27 protein-coding genes are annotated in these 22305 nt (G+C 41.1%); all 27 read right to left on the reverse strand.

Translation table 11 applies throughout. The annotated features are described in order from the left end of the window. Positions 1 to 8: 8 nt before the first annotated feature. The 27 genes from BMZ22_RS06830 to codY all read right to left on the reverse strand — a co-directional run bounded on the left by BMZ22_RS06830 (position 9) and on the right by codY (position 22283). The gene (locus tag BMZ22_RS06830) at positions 9 to 863 is read right to left on the reverse strand and encodes a MinD/ParA family protein (protein WP_090083480.1); all 855 of its coding nucleotides are present in this window, start codon (positions 861 to 863) and stop codon (positions 9 to 11) included. Further along, positions 853 to 1965 carry a flagellar biosynthesis GTPase FlhF gene (gene flhF, locus BMZ22_RS06835; RefSeq protein WP_090083483.1) on the reverse strand — a complete coding sequence of 371 codons (1113 nt, stop codon included), beginning with the start codon at positions 1963 to 1965 and terminating at the stop codon, positions 853 to 855. The genes BMZ22_RS06830 and flhF overlap by 11 nt, the downstream gene beginning before the upstream one ends. Beyond that, positions 1962 to 3992, reverse strand: coding sequence for a flagellar biosynthesis protein FlhA (gene flhA, locus BMZ22_RS06840; RefSeq protein ID WP_090083485.1), 2031 nt, complete (start codon positions 3990 to 3992; stop codon positions 1962 to 1964). Before flhA ends, flhF begins: the two co-directional genes overlap by 4 nt. Before the next feature lie 83 nt (positions 3993 to 4075). Further along, the gene (gene flhB / locus BMZ22_RS06845; protein WP_090083488.1) at positions 4076 to 5161 is read right to left on the reverse strand and encodes a flagellar biosynthesis protein FlhB; all 1086 of its coding nucleotides are present in this window, start codon (positions 5159 to 5161) and stop codon (positions 4076 to 4078) included. Beyond that, entirely contained in the window at positions 5162 to 5941 is a 780-nt protein-coding gene (fliR, locus tag BMZ22_RS06850; protein WP_090083490.1) for a flagellar biosynthetic protein FliR, read from the reverse strand. Positions 5942 to 5944: 3 nt separating this feature from the next. Further along, positions 5945 to 6214: a flagellar biosynthesis protein FliQ gene (gene fliQ, locus BMZ22_RS06855; RefSeq protein WP_090083493.1), complete on the reverse strand. Its 270-nt coding sequence runs from the start codon at positions 6212 to 6214 to the stop codon at positions 5945 to 5947. A gap of 15 nt (positions 6215 to 6229) precedes the next feature. Next, complete coding sequence (gene fliP, locus BMZ22_RS06860; protein ID WP_090083496.1) at positions 6230 to 6895, reverse strand: flagellar type III secretion system pore protein FliP; 666 nt, start codon at positions 6893 to 6895, stop codon at positions 6230 to 6232. Continuing rightward, positions 6888 to 7544, reverse strand: a complete 657-nt coding sequence (gene fliO, locus BMZ22_RS06865; RefSeq protein WP_090083498.1) for a flagellar biosynthetic protein FliO — start codon at positions 7542 to 7544, stop codon at positions 6888 to 6890. The genes fliP and fliO overlap by 8 nt, the downstream gene beginning before the upstream one ends. Positions 7545 to 7559: 15 nt before the next feature. Beyond that, complete coding sequence (locus BMZ22_RS06870) at positions 7560 to 7922, reverse strand: response regulator (protein WP_090083500.1); 363 nt, start codon at positions 7920 to 7922, stop codon at positions 7560 to 7562. Between the two features lie 29 nt (positions 7923 to 7951). After that, on the reverse strand, positions 7952 to 9064 hold the full coding sequence (gene fliY / locus BMZ22_RS06875; protein WP_090083502.1) for a flagellar motor switch phosphatase FliY: 1113 nt from the start codon (positions 9062 to 9064) through the stop codon (positions 7952 to 7954). Beyond that, positions 9057 to 10052: a flagellar motor switch protein FliM gene (gene fliM / locus BMZ22_RS06880; RefSeq protein WP_177183366.1), complete on the reverse strand. Its 996-nt coding sequence runs from the start codon at positions 10050 to 10052 to the stop codon at positions 9057 to 9059. The genes fliY and fliM overlap by 8 nt, the downstream gene beginning before the upstream one ends. Before the next feature lie 46 nt (positions 10053 to 10098). Further along, complete coding sequence (fliL, locus tag BMZ22_RS06885; protein WP_090083504.1) at positions 10099 to 10518, reverse strand: flagellar basal body-associated protein FliL; 420 nt, start codon at positions 10516 to 10518, stop codon at positions 10099 to 10101. Continuing rightward, positions 10511 to 10717: a flagellar FlbD family protein gene (locus BMZ22_RS06890; protein ID WP_090083971.1), complete on the reverse strand. Its 207-nt coding sequence runs from the start codon at positions 10715 to 10717 to the stop codon at positions 10511 to 10513. The genes fliL and BMZ22_RS06890 overlap by 8 nt, the downstream gene beginning before the upstream one ends. A gap of 150 nt (positions 10718 to 10867) precedes the next feature. Further along, positions 10868 to 11749, reverse strand: a complete 882-nt coding sequence (flgG, locus tag BMZ22_RS06895) for a flagellar basal body rod protein FlgG (RefSeq protein WP_090083506.1) — start codon at positions 11747 to 11749, stop codon at positions 10868 to 10870. An 84-nt stretch (positions 11750 to 11833) separates the two neighbouring features. Next, the gene (locus tag BMZ22_RS06900; protein WP_090083508.1) at positions 11834 to 12208 is read right to left on the reverse strand and encodes a TIGR02530 family flagellar biosynthesis protein; all 375 of its coding nucleotides are present in this window, start codon (positions 12206 to 12208) and stop codon (positions 11834 to 11836) included. Position 12209: 1 nt separating this feature from the next. Beyond that, entirely contained in the window at positions 12210 to 12674 is a 465-nt protein-coding gene (gene flgD / locus BMZ22_RS06905) for a flagellar hook assembly protein FlgD (RefSeq protein ID WP_090083974.1), read from the reverse strand. A gap of 9 nt (positions 12675 to 12683) precedes the next feature. Beyond that, the gene (locus BMZ22_RS06910; RefSeq protein ID WP_177183367.1) at positions 12684 to 13940 is read right to left on the reverse strand and encodes a flagellar hook-length control protein FliK; all 1257 of its coding nucleotides are present in this window, start codon (positions 13938 to 13940) and stop codon (positions 12684 to 12686) included. Between the two features lie 32 nt (positions 13941 to 13972). Next, positions 13973 to 14566: a MotE family protein gene (locus tag BMZ22_RS06915; protein WP_177183368.1), complete on the reverse strand. Its 594-nt coding sequence runs from the start codon at positions 14564 to 14566 to the stop codon at positions 13973 to 13975. After that, a complete protein-coding gene (gene fliJ, locus BMZ22_RS06920; RefSeq protein WP_245745251.1) occupies positions 14544 to 15014 on the reverse strand; it encodes a flagellar export protein FliJ in 471 nt (156 codons plus the stop codon). The genes BMZ22_RS06915 and fliJ overlap by 23 nt, the downstream gene beginning before the upstream one ends. Further along, positions 15014 to 16333 carry a flagellar protein export ATPase FliI gene (gene fliI / locus BMZ22_RS06925; RefSeq protein ID WP_090083519.1) on the reverse strand — a complete coding sequence of 440 codons (1320 nt, stop codon included), beginning with the start codon at positions 16331 to 16333 and terminating at the stop codon, positions 15014 to 15016. The genes fliJ and fliI overlap by 1 nt, the downstream gene beginning before the upstream one ends. Further along, positions 16330 to 17082: a flagellar assembly protein FliH gene (gene fliH / locus BMZ22_RS06930; protein ID WP_177183369.1), complete on the reverse strand. Its 753-nt coding sequence runs from the start codon at positions 17080 to 17082 to the stop codon at positions 16330 to 16332. The genes fliI and fliH overlap by 4 nt, the downstream gene beginning before the upstream one ends. Next, a complete protein-coding gene (gene fliG, locus BMZ22_RS06935; protein ID WP_090083523.1) occupies positions 17075 to 18085 on the reverse strand; it encodes a flagellar motor switch protein FliG in 1011 nt (336 codons plus the stop codon). Before fliG ends, fliH begins: the two co-directional genes overlap by 8 nt. A gap of 15 nt (positions 18086 to 18100) precedes the next feature. Next, entirely contained in the window at positions 18101 to 19711 is a 1611-nt protein-coding gene (fliF, locus tag BMZ22_RS06940) for a flagellar basal-body MS-ring/collar protein FliF (RefSeq protein ID WP_090083526.1), read from the reverse strand. 107 nt (positions 19712 to 19818) lie between these two features. Further along, positions 19819 to 20127 carry a flagellar hook-basal body complex protein FliE gene (fliE, locus tag BMZ22_RS06945; RefSeq protein WP_090083529.1) on the reverse strand — a complete coding sequence of 103 codons (309 nt, stop codon included), beginning with the start codon at positions 20125 to 20127 and terminating at the stop codon, positions 19819 to 19821. A 61-nt stretch (positions 20128 to 20188) separates the two neighbouring features. After that, complete coding sequence (gene flgC, locus BMZ22_RS06950; protein WP_090083531.1) at positions 20189 to 20647, reverse strand: flagellar basal body rod protein FlgC; 459 nt, start codon at positions 20645 to 20647, stop codon at positions 20189 to 20191. A gap of 2 nt (positions 20648 to 20649) precedes the next feature. Next, positions 20650 to 21045 (reverse strand): flagellar basal body rod protein FlgB, encoded by a 396-nt coding sequence (flgB, locus tag BMZ22_RS06955; protein WP_090083534.1) that lies wholly within the window; start codon positions 21043 to 21045, stop codon positions 20650 to 20652. 458 nt (positions 21046 to 21503) lie between these two features. Then, positions 21504 to 22283, reverse strand: coding sequence for a GTP-sensing pleiotropic transcriptional regulator CodY (gene codY / locus BMZ22_RS06960; RefSeq protein ID WP_090083536.1), 780 nt, complete (start codon positions 22281 to 22283; stop codon positions 21504 to 21506). Between the last annotated feature and the right edge of the window lie 22 nt (positions 22284 to 22305).

Raw genomic sequence — 22305 nt, forward strand, 5'->3', positions numbered from 1 at the left:
GTCCATTATTAATCCATTAACAGCCGTTTTAATCGCTGAACAAAATTACCAGGAGATCTCGTTGTCTTTGTGCCGATATAACGTTTTGAAATATCTTTCATAGCTTTGGATACCGCAGCTTTATCGTTAAGTAAAATATATGGTGTTTGCTGCAAAACAGCGTCACTTACCGTTTTATCTTCTGGAAGTATCCCCAGTTTTCGAATGTCCATTTCCAGAAACTGTTCGATTACCCGATGGAACCTTTCCAAAGCTTGTTGCCCATTTTTAACTGACCTTGAACGATTCATAATAACCGATACAGGCATATCAGGTTTACTATTTGCTATATATTTAATCAATCCATAGGCGTCAGTAATTGATGTAGGCTCCGGAGTTGTGACGACGATACATTCATTGGCTGCAAAAACAAATGAAAGCATCTCAAAGGAAGCACCCGCTCCCATATCGAAAATAATATAATCATACGCAGGGATCAGTTCTTCGTATTGCTGAAAAAAATATGCCATGTCGTGTCTGCTCAGTGAGAAGAAGTCATTCAGCGCAGAGCCTGCCGCTGCATAAGCCATTCCTCTGGGACCTGTTTTAATAACATCATGGATAGATAAATAATTCTCAAACATATCTGCAAGTGTTGTGTCAGATTCCAGCCCCAAAAGAATATCTACATTTCCCATCCCGATATCAAGATCGAACAATAACACTTTATTATCATGGCTCGCCAACTCAAGTGAGAAATTCAATGCTACATTGGATTTGCCGACCCCGCCTTTCCCACTAGCAATTGCGATTGTTTTAGCTTCCCTGGTCACCAGTTCGTCATGCATTCTTTGTCTTAATTTCGCAGCCTGATCATGTATCATTTTGTTCACCTGCTATTAAGCCGCTGACAACCTGTGGTGTGGGTTTCAAAATATCATCCGGGACATCTTGGCCGTTTGTCAGATAGGCAACACCAAGATTATTGTTTAATGTGATATTCAGTATGCTTCCGTATTGGCGCGTTTCATCCATTTTCGTAAAGATCACATTTTGTATTGGTAAATGTTTGAACTGGTCATAAATTTTTGCAAGATCACTGGCCTTAGCTGTCAATGAGAGTACTAAACACGTTTCGGTTTCATCATTGAATGCAATCGTTTTTTCCAAATCCCTGACATATTTTTCTTCCCGAAAGTTTCTTCCGGCTGTATCAACGAGAATCAGATCATACGATGCATATTTTTGAATCGCTTCATTGTAATCATCAGAATTGTACACTACTTCGAGCGGCACATTTAATATATTAGCGTATGTTTTTAACTGCTCAACCGCTGCAATACGATACGTATCAGCCGTTATGAATGCAACACGCTTATGATCGTGCATCATTCTGGAAGCAGCAACTTTTGCAATGGTGGTTGTCTTCCCAGCCCCGGTGGGTCCGACAAATTGAATGAGCCTTTTTCTCTCAGCAAACCCTCCAACTCCCCTGTTTTGAAAACGTTCTTCTATCTCGGCTCTTATCTCCAGTAAAATGGCATTATGGTCTGTTAAAAGCGTGTCGGACGCCTTGTGTTTCTGCACTAGCGCATCCATCAGATCATGGGCGAGCGTCTCTTCAATTTCCTGTGATAATAAATGTCGATAGATAACTTGATAATCAGTAGGATAATCAGCACCATCTGCTGTTTGCAGTTCGATTACTTTCCTCAGTTGCCTGACCTCGCTTAATACATCTCCGTCTGTGCTGGCGGGCTTAAAAGGGATAGGCTGCCGGGTTGGTTTCTTATCATTTTTCGGGGGCGGTTTTGGGCTCGGATCGAGTGCCGCAACAACTTCTATACTCCGTTTTTTAAACAGCCCCAAAAATCCGCCTTTGGAGACCTCTTTTGAATTCAATATGACCGCTTCAGGACCAAGCTCCTTGCGAATCGTATTCATCGCTTCAGGCATTGTTGGTGCTACAAATTTTTTGACTTTCATGCCACGTTCACCACCCCAACACTTTGTACATTAACCCCAGGTTCCAGATCGTTATATGATAAAACGGCGACTTGCGGCATAAAACGTTCCAAAAGTTGTTTTAGATACATTCTGACAGCCGGTGAACATAACACAACTGCAGTTTCTTCCTGAAGCGTCATTTTTTCAACCTCTTCATGAATTGTCTTAACGATTTGTTCCTGAGATTCCGGATCGAGCGCTAAATAATTTCCAAATTCTGTTTGCTGGATGTTCTCAGCTATCATTTTTTCTGCTTTTCCTGATACTGTTATCACTTTTAAGGCCATATCATCACCTGCGTATTGTTTCGTTATTTGCGGAGCAAGCGACTGCCTGGCATACTCAGCCAGTAAATCTGTATCATTTGTCATTTTAGCGAAATCGGCCAGTGTCTCAAAGATAACCGGCAAATTGCGAACCGAAACGTTTTCCCGAAGCAGCTTTGCTAAAACTTTTTGGATATCGCCAATCGATAAGGGATCTGGTGTTACTTCCTCCACTAAAATCGGATAATTTTCTTTTAAATGGTCGATTAATTGCTTTGTCTCCTGACGTCCCAGTAACGAATGAGCGTGTCTTTTTATGATTTCAGTTATATGTGTGGATACGACAGATGGCGGATCCACCACGGTATACCCTGACAGTTCCGCTTCATCTTTATTTTCCTCACTAATCCACCTGGCAGGGAGCCCGAAAGCAGGTTCCTTTGTGTCGATTCCCTCAATTTCATCATCTATTTCCGGTGCCATTGCTAAATAATGATCAAGCAATAATTCACCGGAAGCAACTTCACTTCCTTTTATTTTTAAACGATAGGCATTCGGCTCAAGTTGAATATTATCACGTATTCTAACTACCGGTACAACGACGCCAAGCTCAATCGCCAGCTGTCTTCGAATCATGACTACCCGGTCCAGTAAATCTCCTCCCTGGTCAGTATCTGCAAGCGGAATAAGGGCGTAACCGAATTCAAATTCGATAGGATCCATATTCAGCAGATTAATAACATTCTCCGGTGCACTCATAGAAGACGCCTCTGACTGCTCCTCTTCCTCTGCAACAGGCACTTCAGCTTCGTTTGTCTGCCTGAGAAGCACGTATCCGCCAAGGGTGAGCAATCCGGCGAGCACGGTTGTCAGCATAAAATTAATTGGCGTCATACCTAATAGAAAAATAGCTCCGGCTGCGATAAATAGTAATTTTGGATATTGCAGCAACTGTTCTGACACATCACTTCCCAAGTTGCCGGATGAAGTTGTTTTGGTGACCACTATACCTGTGGCTGTAGCTATCAGTAAAGCAGGAATTTGACTGACAAGCCCATCGCCAACCGTTAGGCGCATATATGTATTAATTGCTTCCGTAAAGCCTAAATCCATTTGTACCATGCCAATAATTAAACCGAAAATAATATTAATCAGCACGATGACAATACCGGCAATTGCATCGCCTTTGACAAATTTGCTTGCGCCATCCATTGCACCATGAAAATCTGCTTCGTTTTCCACTTTTTCGCGCCGTTCTTTCGCCTGTTGCTCAGAAACCAAACCGGCATTTAAATCAGCGTCAATGCTCATTTGCTTACCAGGCATGGCATCAAGCGTGAAGCGCGCTGCAACTTCAGATACACGTTCAGCACCTTTCGTAATAACAAGAAATTGTATAATAACCAGGATAACGAATACGACAAAACCGACCAACGGATTGTTCCCTATAACAAATGAGCCGAATGTATCGACGACACCACCTGCGTTGGCTTCAGATAATATCGACCTGGTAGTTGATACATTTAAGCCTAGGCGAAACAGTGTCAGCAGCAACAATAACGATGGAAATATGGAAAATTGCAGCGCCTCTTGTGTATTCATAGAGACAAGTATTACGATAAGTGCCAGCGATATGTTGCATATTATAAGTATACTTAACAGCCAGCCCGGCAGTGGCACAACAAGCATAATAATTATTAATATGACGCCTAATAATACTGATAAATCACGTGCTTTCATGTAAGGTGTCCCCCTCTTGTCCCACGACACTTCCGGTTTTCGAATTTAGCTATGCCGTGTTGGCCGGCAGTTTTTAACAGGTCTTAAATTTTCTTTTCAATTCGATACACATAAGCGAGTATTTCGGCTACTGCTTTATAAAACGCTTCCGGTATTTCATCACCGATTTCAATCGTACTATATAGTTCTCTTGCAAGCATCTTATCTTCTACTGTCGTTACATCATTTGCTTTGGCTATATCTCTAATCTTTAGAGCTATCTGGTCTGCACCTTTTGCGACGACATAAGGTGCAGCAAATTTCGTTTCATCATATTTGACCGCAATTGCATAATGAGTAGGATTTGTTATAACCACATCTGCCGAGGGTACTTCGCTCATCATTCGTCGTGTTGCCAAATCACGCTGTCTTTCTTTTCGCTTCGATTTGATTAATGGGTCACCTTCCATATTTTTATGTTCATCTTTAACATCTTTTTTGGACATTTTAATGTTTTTCTCAAAATCGAACTTTTGATAAACATAGTCAATCACTGAAAGGAACAAAAGCGCAATCGCTGCTGCGACTCCCATAATAATGGTAACTTCTCCAAAAAAACCAATTGCATTATCAGCGGTTTTGAAAGCAAGCATCATCATGTCATCTTTATAGAACCAAATTACGAAACTAGTAATTGTTCCAATAAAAACAATTTTGAGTAAGGATTTTAAAAGCTCTATCAATGCCCTGGCAGAGAATACCTTTTTCGTCCCTTGAATAGGATCAATTTTTTTCAAGTCAAATTTCAGCGGTTCTGTTGTAAATAAAAATCCAATTTGAGAGAAATTCGCAGCAAGACCGGCAACAACAGCAGCAAACATGACAGGAGCCACTATTATCCCCATTTCAATAAAGGATTCCATCATGACCCTGTTCACGGAATTTAAAGTAACTTCCCAATGTATGTATTCTGTAAAAGTATGCTGATATAAGGACACCATATGGTTTTTCATGAAACTTCCAAAGACAAATAACATCATAAAGCAAAAGAATAATAAAAATGCTGTGTTAATGTCCTGGCTTTTAGCAACCTTTCCTTTTTTTCGCTCATCCTGTCGTTTTTTCGGAGTTGCTTTCTCAGTTTTTTCTTCAGCCCCGGCGAAATACTGTAAGTTTAACTTAAGCTGCATTTAAGCACCCCCGAATAAACGCATTAAATCTCTCATCGCCGTAAACATAGCTTCAAAAAGATTTTCCACAAGCACAATATAAAGACTCATAAAAACTAAAATAGCTGCAAAGCTGACAAAAATCTTCAATGGAAGACCAACTACAAACACATTCAGCTGAGGAACCGTTCTTGCTATAATGCCCAGTGCAACATCAACAAGAAAGAGACACCCTACAATCGGAATTGCCATCTGAAAGGCAATCAGGAACATTTGATTGAACGACTGGATAATAAATTCAGCAATGTTCTCATTCTGAAAATCTATAAAACCTTCAACAGAAATCAATTGATAACTGTAAAATATGCCATCTATTAACAAATGGTGTCCATTAACCGATAATAGAAAGAGCAATGCAATTATGTAAAAATACTGCCCGATCAATGGACTTTGAGCCCCTGTTTGTGGATCGATGACATTGGCAATGGCAAAACCCATCTGAAAATCAATAAAACCGCCTGCGATTTGAACCGCCGAAAGTATAATATAAGCGAGCAACCCGATCAATAGGCCAACAATCGCTTCTTTAGCAAGCAATAAGACATAATTATAATCAACCGGCACTCCTGAAGCGTCTACTGTATAGTACATAATAAGCGCAAGAAAAAATGAAAAACCAATCTTAAAAGGTGTGGGGATCGTTGTATATGAAAACAGTGGCAAGGTTACAAAAAATGCTGCTATCCTGATAAACACAAGTAAAAACACCGGTATAGCTGATAGATTAATAAGCTCCAACATATGCTAACCTGTAAACTGATTCAAATTTTGATATAAATTAACCGTAAACTCTACCATTTGCGTCAGCATCCATGGCCCCAAAAACACGATTCCCAAAAATACAGCGATAATTTTCGGAATGAATGCAAGCGTTTGTTCCTGAATTTGGGTTGTGGCTTGAAAAATACTGACTAAGAGACCTACAGCCAAAGCCAAAATTAACAAAGGACCTGCAACAACCAAAATCACATACACGCCTCTTTCAGCCAGCGTTAAAACATACTCACTGGTCACGCAGCAACACCTGCCTTAAAACCCTTGTAACAGGGATTGAGTTATTAAATACCAGCCGTCCACCAGGACAAATAATAAAATTTTAAATGGCAATGATATCATAACCGGCGGCAGCATCATCATTCCCATTGACATCAGGACGCTTGCGACTACCATGTCAATAATTAAAAAAGGCACAAAAATCATAAAACCCATTTGAAATGCAGTCTTCAGCTCACTGATTGCAAATGCCGGGACAAGTGTCGTTAGCGGAATATCCCCGATTGTTCCCGGTTGATCGGACCCCGCATAGTCCATAAACAGCTGCAAATCCTGCTGCCTCGTATGGCCGGCCATAAAATCTTTAATTGGCAGACTTGCTCTGTCATATGCTTCATCAAGTGATATCTCCTCAGCAAAAAGCGGCTGTAATGCCTGATCATTTACTTCCTGGAAAGTCGGTGCCATGATAAAAAAAGTCAAAAACAATGCTAGACCAATTAACACCTGATTCGGCGGCATCTGCTGTGTCGCCAGTGATGTGCGCACAAAGGAAAGAACAATAACGATTCGAGTAAAACTGGTCATTAAAACCAAAATTCCCGGCGCCAAAGATAAAACGGTCAATAAGAGCAGAAGCTGTACACCAGTCGACACATTTTCGGGATCATTTGCAGAAAAAATATCCATTACTTCATTCATCGTGATTTTCCTTCTGATTCGGTTTTTGAATCATTTTATTACGATTTCGTTTTAATTTGTCTAGTTCAGATTTAAATAATTTACTGAATTCGCTTGATTGCCCTTCCTCTTTATTACTTCCGGATTTTTGCTGAAGAAGCGATCTTAAGCCGTTAATTTGCTGATTTTCTACTGAATGCTTTTTATGTAAAATCGCTTCTATGGTAGCATCATCTGTTATTTCTTCCAGCAGTTCAACATTTTCACCTACACCTATCAAGTATACTTTTGATCCAATACGGACCGCCTGAACAGATTTATTGGGGCCGACTGAAATTCCTCCAATATTTTCCATCCCTTTCCCTTGCTGAAACCGATTGCTGCGTTTGTTTAAAAATTTAAGTAATATATAGATAAGACCCAATACCAATAGTAGAGCAAAGATCATCTTAATCAGATTGATCAGCAATGAACCTGTACCAGTACTTCCGTCAGTTTCGGTCTTTTGTTGTTCACCTTGTTCTGTACCAGCAGGTGTTTTATCTGTTTCACCACAATCTTGATTTTCGATGCAGTCTTTGACATTCGATGCAGCGTGCCCCGTTTCACTTGGGAAAGCGACCAAACACAGCCCTATAATGCAAATAAAAACCAGTCTGTTCCATTTCATAATATCCACTCGTTTCTAACCCAGTGCTTTTCGGGTTGCCTCAAGAACCCGCTCCTCTTGAAAAGGTTTCACAATAAAATCCTTTGCTCCTGCCTGAATGGCATTGATAACCACATCCTGCTGCCCCATTGCGGAACACATGATGATTTTTGCGTTGTGATCAAGCACCATTAATTCTTTTAACACGGTCATACCATCTTTTTCAGGCATCGTTATATCCAGCGTGACGAGGTCCGGCCATAATTCGCTATATAGATCAATCGCCTGCTGCCCGTTCTGAGCTTCTCCAACCACTTCAAACCCGTTTTTTTCAAGAATATCTTTCAGCATCATTCGCATAAATGCTGCATCATCCACTACTAATACGCGTTGACCCATCTTGGCACACACCCCCTATTTTAAGTACGTTACTTCAGGTTCATAAGCCGGTCCGTCTGACTTATAATATCTGTAACCCGGACACCAAAATTCTCATCAATCACCACGACTTCACCCTTAGCAACCAATTTTTCATTTACCAGTATATCCACAGGTTCACCTGCCAGTTTGTCAAGTTCAACAATCGATCCGGCAGACAACTTCAGTATGTCTTTAATTGATCTTTGGGTCCGACCTAGTTCAACTGAAACTTTTAAAGGAATATCCAACAGCATATCAAGATTCCGTTTTTCGTTTTGTATGCTTTCCTGAGGTCCAAAGTCAGAAAACGAGGCCTGCTGAATGGATGACTTCGGGCTTACATTATCCCCGATAAATTGAGGAGAATTATTATCACCATCAGACCGCGGGTGGGCTTCTGTCTTTGTCTTGTCTGGCGTCACAGCACGCTCTTCCCTGCTTTTAACTGATGAAGCTTCGCTAAGCCTTCTGACCATTTCTTTCGCGAATGAAAGCGGGATTATCTGTACAATATCAGAATCGATTAAATTTCCAATGTTAAATTGATAGGTTACTTTGACAAAATAATTCTCATTTACAATAGCTTTTTTTCTTTGAATACTTCCACTTTGACCAATCGTTACTTCGGGCGAGGATGTACTGACAGGCGCTTCATAAATAGTCGACATGCTGGAAGCTGCAGTCTCGGTCAATTTATTCATGACTTCCTGTAGCGAGCTTATATGGTGCTCTTTTAATGTGGTCTCAGGTGCTGTTTCATCCCCGCCGAGCATAATGTCTGCGATAATTGTAGCGACATCTGATTTCATTAAAAGAACATTTTGTCCATCCAGCCCTTCAACGTAGTCTGCATAAACAACTAAAGGCTCAGTGTTAAATTCGTCATCCAACGCGTTTTTTGTAATTACCGATACCCGGGGAGCTGCAATCTCCACTTTTTGATTTAATAGTGTTGACAAAGTTGTTGCCGAATTTCCAAATGAAATATTGCCTATTTCCCCCAGCGTATCAATTTCCATCGTAGTTAATAAATCTGGTGAATGAGAGCTGGTTATCTCTTCTTCCTCACTTATCTTAAGCAATGCATCAATTTCATCCTGGGAAAGTTTTCCGTCATTCATCCTCATTCCCCCTTTTTAATTCTTTAAGTACTTGTACAGCCATTTTATAGTTGGATTTTCCAGGTTGGACATGAAACTTCGGCTGATTATTAATTTGCAACTCCAATGGTTGATCAATCGGCTCATTCAATGCGATCACATCACCTTTATGTAAATGCAGCAGTTCATCAACGGTGATAGTGGTGTTACCGAGAAGTGTTTTAGCTTCCACTTCTGCTTCTTGAATGTTTGTATGCAATTTTTTGTAGGCTTCCGGATCCTGCTTTTTCGTGTGGGTTTGCATCCAATAATGAACCGAGAGTCTGCGTATAATTGGTTCCAGTACGATATGCGGAATACATATATTAATCATGCCGGTTGTCTCACCAATTGTTGTATTGAGTGAAACGATGATGACAGTCTCATTCGGTGCCACAAGCTGCAAGAATTGTGGATTGATTTCAAAATCTTCCAGAATTGGATTAACTTCAACTATTGAGGACCAGGCTTCATATAAACTTGAACTGGACTTTTCAAAAAGCTGAGACATAAGCATAGTTTCAATCTCTGTCAAATTTTCCACTTTGTTGATACTTTTTCCTCTTCCGCCCAGCTGTCTGTCAATCATGGCGTAGGCAATATTCGGATTAACTTCCATTAAAATTCGGCCATCCAGCGGCTGAACACTGAACGTATTCAAGACCGTCATTTTTGGAATCGAGCGGATAAATTCCTCATAAGGAATTTGATCAACAGAAGCGACTGAAATATTGACATATGAACGAAGCTGGCCTGAAAAGTAAGTCGTCAGCAAACGGGCATAATTTTCATGTATGCGTGCAAGACTGCGAATCTGGTCTTTTGAAAAGCGCAGTGCTCTTTTAAAATCATAGACTTGCACCCTTTGCTCCTCTTTCTCCTGTTTCAATTCTTCAGCATTCATCTCACCTGATGAGATAGCTGTCAGTAATTCGTCAATCTCATTTTGCGAAAGAATCTCCTCCACCAAAGTTTCTCACCTCCATTATGGAGTCTCTTACCGGAAATCTGTGAAACTACTGTATAATTTTATTGACTGTATAAACCTCTGTAATTTTTCCTTTTTCCATAACCTCATTTAATTTCAGCTGAACAGCTGCTTCCAAGTCTGAAAGCCCGGACTTGAATTTATCTTTCTCCATGGTGGCAAGTTCTTTGATAAGAATATTTTTTAGCTGAAATTCTCTTTTTTCAGCTTCTTTTTTTGCCTTATCACTATCCGTTACAATCTGAAACTGTATTCGTACAAACGAGCCATCTTTCAAGTCTGTTGTAATTTCGGGCGTTTCGTACGAATGATCCAGAACTTTATCAATCGACTGGGCACTCCCTTCATCCGGGCCGCCTGTTATATTCAGTACTATAACCAACGCGGCACCAGCTGCAAGTAAAAGCACTGCAAATGAAGTCATCATTATTTTTGTAAGTTTACCCATCGTCATCACCTGTCTCTTGAATACTGCCCGTAAGACCAATTTGCTTATAATAAGCTGTTGCCCGCCTGGAAACTTCCGCCTCCGAGTCTTTGACAACGATTTTCTTTCCATTTGTTAATGTAATCGTTGTATCAGGATAAGACTGAATCTGTTCGATCATCAGTGCATTGAGTGTAAATAAATCGCCCAGCTGAATCATATGTTGGTGAGGCTGGGACATAAGAGTTTTCGTTGAAGAAAAATCCGAACTAGCAAAGTAAGTGCTGCAAATTACCCGCTCCAGAAATATTGCTATGTTCGTCTTTCACAATGAACTTTTTAGCTATGTACCAGCCTCCTCCCTCCTAACTTACCGTTTTAGGTTGACGAGCTCTTGCAAAATTTCATCGGATGTTGTAATGATTCGAGTGTTTGCCTGAAAGCCGCGTTGTGCAGTAATCATTTCAGTAAATTCCTCAGAAAGATCGACGTTGGACATTTCCAGCGCACCGCTGACAATCGTTGCCGTCCCTTCATTTTCAGGGACAACCAAATCGCCTTGCATACCTGCATTCGGTGTGTTTCGGAACAAATTGCTGCCGGCTTTCTCAAGTCCGCCCGGGTTTGAAAAGTTGGCAAGCGCGACTTGACCGGCGACTTGATTGTTACCGTCTGCATCAGTGTAGTTTACAACACCGTTGGTCTGAACACTGAAACTTTGTGCGTCTTGTGGAATATTTAAAGCGGAAATATTCAGTTCTCCATCTTCACTGTTTTGAATATTGCCATCGTCATCTGCCGCAAAGCCGAGCAGATACATCCCGTCCGGGTTGACTATATTGCCGTTTGTATCCAAATAAAAGTTGCCCGCCCTTGTGTAGGAGGTGTCTGTATCTTCCAATTCTATCTGATCCGACTCATCACCCTCTAAACCTTCTGCAACAACAAACATGCCGTCGCCTTCAAGCTGTAAGTCCAGCGGGTTATTCGTCGTTTGCCGGTAACCTTGCGTATGAAGATTATCAATCGAACCTGTTTGCGAACCCAAGCCGACTTGCATCGCGTTGACACCGCCCCTGTTAGCTGTAGGTCCTTGAGCCGCTGAAGTTGTCTGGCTCATCATATCCTGGAATGTCACACGACCTTTTTTAAAGCCTGCCGTACTGACGTTCGCAATGTTATTTCCGACGACATCCAATTTTGATTGAAATCCTTTCATTCCCGAAATCCCTGCGTACATTGACCGTAACATACAAATCTCTCCCTTTATTACAGTACGATTCTGTCAAACTGCATCAATCGGTCAGCAGTTATTAGTCTTCCTGTCAGGTCCAGACTATTCATCTATTAGAATCGTTCCGTTTATATTTGTGAAAATTTTGCTTGCTGCCTCGTGTTTATTCATTGCTGTAATTACCGTGCGATTTTTCGTATTTACTAATAGAGCTGCCTCACCTGTCAAAACCAAAGAATCGGTTACACCCTTATGTTTCGCTTCATCCACTTTTTCTGTAATCGCGTTCCATTGCGATTCATTGATTGTAATACGTCGGTCATGTAATCGCTGCTCCGCATGCTTTGAGACTTTTAACTGGTTGGCATCCCGAAGCATATCTTTGAAGCTTATATCCGGTTTGTTATCTGCCGGCTTTTTTCCAGCTGGCAGCGGCATCACATGCGGCTGCGGAATTTGATGAATACGGTGATCCATCTTAATCGCTCCCCTCTGAATCAGAGCCTGCCTCGGGATTACGCAACTCTACAATCGAATCGGCATAGATTTTTGTCTCATTTTCGAGCATCATGACTGCTCGTCCTTCATCCTGACTCACTGCTTTTATAACTCCTGAAATTGAATCAACTACTTCTCCGGTTTCCTCATCGTACGTATTATAGGTCACTTCTTTGCCGATCATGTGACTATATTGCAGTATGGGTGATACATTCTGTTGCTGCACAAGCTTTTCGATCGAGTTAGCCATATTCATCGTCTGCTCAAGCTGTGAAAATGTTGACATTTGTGAAATGAATTGGCTCTCATCCATTGGGCTGGTTGGATCCTGGTTTTGAAGTTGCGTCATTAGAATCTGTAAAAATTCATCTTTACCCAACTCAGGACTTGGCACACGCTCCAATGGGCGATTTTGCAAATAAAGTGACGAATCAATCGACGTCATGACATTCACCTACACCTTCTCATTCGTTAAAACTTCTCGTAACTGGGCATCAAAGTCATCCTCTTCCGCATTTTCTCCGTTATGCTGACCAGATTGTTCTGACTGCCCTTCATGATGGTCGTCCGTTTGCTGACGCTCGTCCTCATGTTGACTGGCTTGAGATTGATGGGAACTTGTCTCCTGCTTTTCAATTGAAACTTGTTGAGGCGAGAACATATTTTTAAGCTGGTGCATATTTGATTCCAGCATGTCTTTCGCTGCTGCAGAGCTTACAATGATTTTTACTGTCATTTCCCCGTTTATCTGTGTCATTTTCACGATCACATCACCAAGATTTTCAGGGCGTAATGCAATATTCAATTGGCTCGTGCCGTTTTGCAATGAGATAAATCTGCTCGTTTTCATGACGTTTTGAAATTTTTCCACCAATTGGTGACTGATAGGCTGAGAATTCGTTTGGTTCAAATGAATAACATATTGCTCGACTTTCGAAACAGGCATCACAGACGAAACAGGTAAGCTCTTTCCGGCCGGTGTATCAAAATTTGACTGGTTTTGAACCGCTCGCTGCAGCCATTTGACAACATCTTGTGTGGTCACTTTCGCATTCGTCCTGTACTGCTCCCTCACGGCAAGCTGATTACGTTTTTGAAATGACTGGACAAGGTCTTTCCAAATCGTTTGCTCTTTCCCGCTTTTCATTTCCGGCAATTCCGGCTGGATGATGGCATGTTGATCGGCTTTTTTAATCAGCGTTGACCATTGTTCCAATAACTTCAGCAGTTCCGGGGCGGCCTTCGAAATGCTCTTTTGACCGTTTAATTGACCCAGTATTTCTTCAGCCTGTCTAATGATGCGGGAAAACTGCTTTTCCAGCATTTGCCCATTCGTCAACTGTAAGGAAGGGTGTGATACAATAATTGATCCTTCACGTTTAGCCATCCCCTGAGACGCTTCGGAAGGATTTAAATTACTCCCTACTATGGTTTGGAGAAGAAGTTCTACCATCATGTGGACAGCTTCTGCTTCAGAGATTTCATTCCCCGCCATTTCCTCATTAGTTCGATTAGACAAAAGTTTATCAGCCAAATTACGGGTATCTGTTAATGCGCCTGATTTGCTCCCATCCTTCATTATCTCTCCAGCTGTTACCAGCAGATTTTGAAATACTTTTTGCTCGCTTAATGGTAATGTTGTTCCATGGTTTTGCTGCAAGCCAAGCGGCAGTTCCATTAATTGTTGGGCATTCGTTCCAACAGCATTCAATTTATCACCCCCTTTCAAATAGTCCTCTTCAATCATTCTTCATTTCCGACAAATAATTGTGTCAGTTCAGCCGCATAGTCAGGCTCCATTTCTTCAAAAATCTCGCCGCGGACATCACTCGGCACATTTTCCAGGATAGAGACCGCTAAGTTCTCCTCCAGGCTTTGTACGATTTGGGCTGCGCGTTCGTTGTCCATATCCGAAAAAGATGAGGCCATTTCAGTGACCGATTCATTGGCGGCTTGTTGTTCATCTTCTTCTGCTTCCTCGGCAGAAGCCTGTTCATTTTCAAGCTGAACGATTTCCTGTTCCATCTTATCTACTGTTGCTTCCAAATCCCTGATTTCTTGATTTAAAGATGTTATTTCTTCATTTTTAGTTGTTATCCTTTGCTGCATTTTCTCATTTGTTCGCTGCTGCTCTTTATCTTCTTCAGTGGTGATCACATTGGACAGAACAGGTATATCCGCACCCTTTTCTTTTGCCCAGCCAAACACGTCAATACCGGATACAGTCAAAATAATAACGGTCAAAACTAAAACGGCAGCCAAGGGAATGACAATAACAAAAAGAAACCATAAGAAAGGATTCAACTTCTTTTCTTCATTTGTTGATTTCACTGCCATGCTGCTCACCCGTTTTCTTGTCCATAAATTGCCGGATTGATATCTCGTCCATTGTATCTTTTTCGATTTTCCTGGCTTTGGCATCTTTTTCTGCTTGACGATGCTCAATTATTTTTTCGTATTTTTTCATCTCGATATATGTTTCTGACAAATACGCATGCTTAGCATTCATAACATCCCGGGCCTGCTGAACGTCCTTCTGTAATTTTAAAATTTGTTTGTTTAAGTGCTCAATAAACGTGGCCTGCTCCCTGATCTTTTGAATTGGTGCTGTTTGTTTTAAGTAAGTTTCGTATGCCGTTTCCGCCGTTTCCTTTTTGCGCAGAATGTCATAAAGCTGTGTCCCAACTTCTTCAAATTGTTCAATTGACTTATGATAGGCTTTTTGCGCTTGTGTCTTCTCATTTTCCCTAATATGTAAAACTTTTTCCAAAGCAGCTGTACCCATCATGAATTCCCTCCATAAAGCAGTTCATACATTTGGTTAATTGAGTCTTGGAACGATTGATAATCAGATGTATCCTGCTTCAAGTATGCATTGATTTTAGGGTGGTGTGAAATTGCCCGGTCTATCTCCCGGTTTGTTCCGCGCTTATAAGCACCAATCTGAATTAACTCACTGTTTTCCTCATAGACTGCCATTAGCTCGCGAATTTGCTGAGCGGCTTCCTGATGCTCTTGGCTTACAATTTTAGTCATCACCCTGCTGATAGATTTTAAGACATTTATTGCGGGGAATTGTCCTTGCTCGGCAAGTTTCCTATCCAGGATAAAATGACCATCCAATATCCCCCGGACACTATCAGCAATTGGTTCATTCATGTCATCGCCATCAACCAACACGGTATAAAAAGCTGTTATGGTTCCTTTTTCACTTGTGCCGGTGCGCTCGAGCAGTTTGGGCAGCGCCGCAAACACTGATGGGGTGTACCCCTTTGTGGTCGGCGGCTCACCTATAGCAAGTCCCACTTCCCTCTGCGCCATGGCCACCCGCGTTACCGAGTCCATCATCAAGTTAACCTGATAACCCAAATCCCGGAAATACTCGCTGATCGCCGTTGCTGTATATGCACCCTTTATACGCATGAGTGCAGGCTGATCGGAAGTTGCTACAACTACAATGGTTTTTCTCAGCCCCTCTGTTCCCAGTTCATTATCTATAAATTCACGGACTTCCCTGCCACGCTCTCCAACAAGTGCGATGACATTAACATCAGCACTGCTGTTGCGGGCAATCATGCCTAGAAGCGTACTTTTTCCAACCCCGCTTCCGGCAAAAATGCCGATACGCTGACCTTTCCCGACGGTAAGTAATGAATCAATTGATCTGACACCAACTTGAATCGGTTCTGCTATAGGCTGCCGTTCCATCGGATTAGGAGGAGCGTGTTCTGTTAAATAATTCGTTAGTCCTTTTGGCAATTTTGAATGGTCAATCGGTTCTCCGATGGAATTTACGATTCTTCCGATTAAACTGCGTCCAATCTTTACCGTCAAAGGGTTTCCGGTTGACTCCACCAGACACTCAGGCCCAATTTCGGTCACTTCGGCGTATGGCATTAAAATAAGCTTTTCTTTATTAAACCCGACCACTTCAGCCATAACTGCTGATTTATTTTTTGCTGAACTATGTATAAAGCACACTTCACCGATATTCGCTTCCGGACCCAGCGATTCAATCATTAGACCAACTACTCGAAGAACTTTACCATATCGCTTAATCGCATCAGTTTCATCGATTTTTTTAAAATACTTTCCGAGATTCATTGCGCATTCCCCATAATAGCTTCATGTAAAGCCTGCCTCAATTCATTGAGCTGGGTGTCAATCCCGGCATCAATCTGACCATATGGATGTACAATCAAACAGCTTCCTTCACTCAGTTCGTCGCTTACATAAATTGAAATCTTCCATTCACTGTCATCAAACTGAATAAGATCATTTTTGTGAGTTGTTACAACCTGATAATTTGATGGATGCAAATAAATCGAAACTTCGGATTTGTTATGTATCTCTTCAATAGCAGATTTGACTAAAGGCAGAAATTGTTCAGGTTGTTCATCCAGCTTTCCCTTAAGAATTTTTTCAGCAGTATAAATTGCCAAGTCTAAAATCGTATTTTCACTTTGATTAATTAGCGTTTGATAGTCTTCCCCGGCAGATTTAACTGCACTGTTAGCTTCTGCTATCAATTGTTCATACTGTTTAAAACCGTTCTGCTTTCCCTCTTGAAATCCTGCTTCAAAGCCTTCTTTCTTAGCTTCTTCAATATATTGCTTCTTTTCTTTTCCCCAATTACTTCGTGCTTCTTTTATTTCAGCCCTTGTTTGATTAATCAGCTCGGCTTGTTCCTCTTTAATTTGCTGCAGCTCTTCGTATGCTTTGTCAATATCGGGCTTTTTAAGTTTTTGCTCTTCCAGGTCGTTATCTTGCTCAGAGCTGGTCACGTTTATGGGTCTTATACTAATTTGCCGTGTCTCAAAATATTCTGGTTGACTGGAATCAATATTAGACAATGATATCGTCACCCCCGCCGCGTGCAATTACTATTTCGCCAATTTCTTCAAGATGTCGTATGGCTTCTACAATCCTGGATTGCGCCTCTTCAACATCACGCAGACGGACGGGACCCATAAATTCCATCTCTTCTTTAAACGTTTCCGCCATACGCTGCGACATATTTTTAAATATAATTTCTTTCACTTCGTCGCTTGCGACTTTCAGCGATAAACGCAGGTCTTCATTAACAACTTCACGGATAATACGCTGTATTGCCCTATTATCTAGGACGACAATATCCTCAAAGACAAACATACGTTTCTTAATTTCTTCTGCCAGTTCAGGTTCCTGAATATCGAGCGTATCAAGAATTGTCTTTTCAGTACCTCTGTCAACACCGTTCAGTACTTCAACCACTGATTGGATACCGCCTGCTTGTGTGTAATCCTCCGTAATTGAAGAGGAGATCTTACGTTCCAATACTTCTTCAACCTGGCTTATAATTTCAGGCGACGTTGAATCCATCGTTGCAATTCGCTTCGCAATTTCCGCCTGCATTTCCTGAGGTAATTCTGACAGGATATCCCCGGCTTGTTCAGGGGCAAGATATGATAACACCAGAGCGATTGTTTGGGGATGCTCATTCTGAATAAAATTAAGTATCTGCTGCGGCTCGGCTCTTCTGGCAAAATGAAATGGTCTGACCTGAAGTGAACTCGTCAAGCGGTCAATAATGCTGTTTGCTTCATCATTTCCAAACGCTTTTTCGAGCACCATTTTTGCATAACCGACTCCCCCCTGGGAAATATATTCCTGAGCAATGGCGATCTGGTGAAATTGATCCAATACATCTTCCTTTAAATCAGACCCCACCTTTTTCACAGAAGAAATCTCGAGACTCAACTGTTCAATTTCTTCCTCTGACAAGTGTTTATATATCTGCGCTGAAACATCAGGACCTAGAGATATTAAGAGAATAGCTGCTTTTTGCTTACCGGTTAAGCTTTTTTGTTCAGGCATTGATCATCTCTCCTCTCAATCATCTGATATCCAGCTTCTAAGCAGCTTGGCAAAATCTTCAGGATTCTCTTTCGCCATTTTCTCCAGCTGCTTTTTGCGAACGACTGACTCCGAATTCTCTGTACGCTCAATCCCCGGTACTTCTTCTTCGGTTTCAACTGCCATTGTACGCTCCGTTGTTTGTTCTATTTCTTCTTTTTCTCCGCGATTCCGTTTGCGCACCAGCAAAATAATAAGTAGAGCTACGAGCGCAATCAACAAACCACCGGCAACATACATCCATACGGGCACGGCCTGTTCAGTTGGTTGTTGTGAACCAAAACTCTGACTAAACTCTTGAAAAACGATCGACGTCTTTTCTTCAGGCTGTACCTCTTCAGCGTAAGCACCGTTAATGGATGTCGTGATGATCGAATCCAAGATTGATGAAATGCCGGCAGTAACAGTTTCCTGTTCCTGTGCAGTCAAATATTGAGGCTCGCCTTCTTGTTCATTTTTCAATTCATCAACAGCGACTTGAATGCCTAAATCACGGATTTTATAAGGGCTTTCGGCGATTTCTTTACGAATTCGGTTGTATTCATTATTGATCGTTTCTTTTGATCGTTCATATTCCCCGTCTCCGCCTTGATCAGTGCCTTCATAATTCGCAATATCTTCATCACCTGTGCCGGCTTCCCCACCAACAGGCGGGTTACCTTCGTATGTCTCTTCAATGCTTTCAATACTGACAGGCAATCCTTCCATTTCATCTATATCCACTGGTTCGACAAGCTCTTCTACACGATTTTCTGTAGTGAAATCAACATCTGCGGTAACAGAGACAATAACATTTTCTCTGCCAACCATCGCACCCAGCATTTGCTGGAGTCGCTGTTTTATATCTTTTTCGATATCTTTCTTTACGTTCTGTTGATATGTATAAGTATTCTCCTGACCAGTCCCACCGGGTGATTCCTGATCGTAATATTCGAAGTACTGATTCATGATTGCAATGTTTTCTTTTGTCAGATTCGGGACAGCCTGTGAGACCAGGTGGTACAGAGCGTTTATTTGGTCCCCTTTAAAGTCATAGCCGGGTTGGGTACTGATAACAATAGAGGCACTTGCTTCCTGTGCGGAATCACTGACAAATACAGGTTCTTCAGGCATGTTAATCATTACCTCTGCACTATCAATGCCTTCGACGCCTTTAACAAGGTTAGCCAATTCCGTTTGCATGGCATCCAGTTTAATCATGCTGAACTCGTTGTCCGTAATTCCCCATGAAGCATTTTCGCTAAAAAAAGAATAATCGATATTCCCACTGTCGGGAATACCTTGGCCAGCCAGATCCACGAGCAATGAATCAACATTCGATTCAGGGACTTTAATGGTACTTCCGCCATTTTCAACTTCATATGAGACCCCTCTTGAGTCCAGTTCCTCTTTAATTTGACTGACTTCCTGAACTGATAAATCGTTATACAGCGGTACGAATTTTGAGCCAGAGGAAAATATTACTATTGTAAAGATTAATATAGCAATGATTGCAGCCGAACCTATAAATATACCTTTTTGGCCCTTAGTACGCTCAGTCCAAAATGAGACTGCCGTATCTTTAAGTTCCACTATTTTTTTCTTCATATATTCCCCCGCCAAAATCTTTCAAAATTCATTTAGGACCTGATGTTTTTAGCAGCTACTAGTACCTGAATATTAAATGGGACTGTAGTAGCCGGCATTTAGTGTCATTAGATTTGCATGCGCATTATTTTATTATACGCGTCGATGACTTTACCTTGAACTTGCACAGAAGTCTCAAGTGTGATGCTCGCCTTTTGTGCGGTTATCATAACATCATGCAAATCTTCAATTTCTCCGTTCGCAATGGCTTCTGTCTTTTCATCTGAAACGTTTTGTGCCTCATTTACTTTGTTTATCGCCGATTCAAGACTTTGAGCAAAATTATTGTGTGCTTCACTCGGTGAAACAGCTTGTTTAGCTAGTTTAGGTGCAGTCAAAGCTTGGGTGTCATTAACCCCGTTTAAAAAAGAACTCATTGTGTCCTCCCTTTTGACGCTCCTTATGATTTAATCGTAAAAGAGTTTAGTAGACGCATTGCTACTTACCTATTTCCAAACTTTTCAGGAGCATATTCTTACTTGCATTCAGAGACGTTATATTCGCTTCGTATGATCTTGTCGCACTCATTAAATCAACCATTTCTTTTAATGGGTCAACATTCGGCATTTCCACATACCCGGTCTCATTAGCATCAGGGTGCCCGGGATTATAAGCCAATTTAAACGGTGTCTCGTCCTCTGTTATCTGGGATACCTTCACCCCTGTACCTGAAGATTCAAAACCTGACCCTGCAGCTTGTTCCAAAAAAGACCGAAAATTAGTGCGTGATGGCTCCATCGTTACCATTTTCCTTCTGTATGGTTCATATTCGCCATCTTCATTCATTTCGGCCCGTGTTGTTTGTGCATTTGCAATATTCGATGAGACAACATCCATACGAAGCCGTTGAGCCGTTAAAGAACTCGCACTTGTGTTTATTGCATGAAAGATTGACACGTTTAATTACCTCCCCCGATTACCGTTTTCAAGCTTGAAAACTTCCCATTGATACGATCAACCAAAGCCTGGTAGTTTATTTGGTTTTTGGCTAACTCAGCCATTTCTTTATCGATATCGACATTATTTCCGTTATGATTATATGTTGTATTGTCCCTTGAAACTGTATGTATTGGTTGACTGACGGACTGATTAAAAGGCAGATGTTTTGGATGTGTTTTTACTGCGTTGACGGAAGATTCGAGTTCAGCGCTTAAATAGTTTTTAAATTTGACGTCCTTTGCTTTATAACCTGGTGTATCAACGTTTGCAATATTATTTGAGAGTGTACGGTTTTTAGCCGAAGCATATTTCAGCGAATTCTCAAGCGTCTGAAATGAACCCGAAAAAAACTCCATAATATCCCCCTCGCCATTTATTACCATAAAAGTAACGGACACATTTAATAATGACTTTACGAATATTGTAATTTAAAAATCTTATAAAGTCCATCATGTTTCGACATTTTTCATAATAGGGAAATTAATTAGTTATTATATCATAGGACTTTTAACTTAAAAATTTACCTGTTTATGCAAAATTATGGCTTTAATTTGCAATTTTACAACCATGAAAGCCTAAAAAAATTTATTCATAAAGTGAATCTTCAATCAGTGAAGTGATTTTCTTCACTGATTAAAGGGGAACAAAGGCTAAATTCGCAACATCCTGTTGCAACGCCTTTGTGACCTGCATCGTGCAGGCCCGAACAGAATCGGACATTTACTGGCAGTTGACCCCCTACCTAGCCCTCATCGCATACAAAAAACGACCGTCTCTTAGACGGCCGTTTTTTCTATTCACTAAGCGTGTTTTATTACCTGGAACGCAATTTCTCTAATTCCACGAGAAATTTATCGTTTAACACTTTAATGTAGGTCCCCTTCATACCGAGCGAGCGTGATTCGATGACCCCGGCACTTTCCAGTTTCCTTAATGCATTAACAATAACTGATCGTGTTATACCAACTCTGTCAGCGATTTTGCTGGCGACAAGCAATCCTTCTTTGCCATTGAGTTCTTCAAAAATATGATCAATTGCTTCAAGTTCACTGTAGGAAAGTGAGCTGATAGCCATTTGCACTACCGCTTTACTTCTGGCTTCCACTTCAATTTCTTCAGTTTTTTCATGCAATATTTCCATACCTACAACTGTAGCACCATATTCACCAAGCAAAAGATCATCTTCGTTGAAACTATCAGACAACCTGCTCAATACTAATGTCCCAAGACGATCTCCGCCGCCAATAATTGGAACAATAGTAGTCAGTCCATTTTTGAACAGTTCTCTATTTTCTACTGGAAAAGCGGTAAATGGACTGTCTATATCCAAATTAGCCGTCGTTTCAAAAATATTGAACAAACCGTGTGTGTATTCTTCAGGAAACTGTCTTTCTTCCAGCATCGATTTCATGCGTTCATTTTCAATTTCCTGATTAATCGCAAATCCCAATAATTTGCCTCTCCTGCTGACAATGAACACATTACCTTTAATAACATCTCTCAGTGTTGCTGACATGTCATTAAAATTCACTGATTTGCCTGTCGTTTTTTGCAGCATTGCATTAATTTTTCGAGCACGTTCTAAAAGTTCCATTATTATAGCCTCCATTTCAGTC

The sequence above is a fragment of the Lentibacillus persicus genome (assembly GCF_900112705.1).
GTDB lineage: Bacteria > Bacillota > Bacilli > Bacillales > Amphibacillaceae > Lentibacillus > Lentibacillus persicus.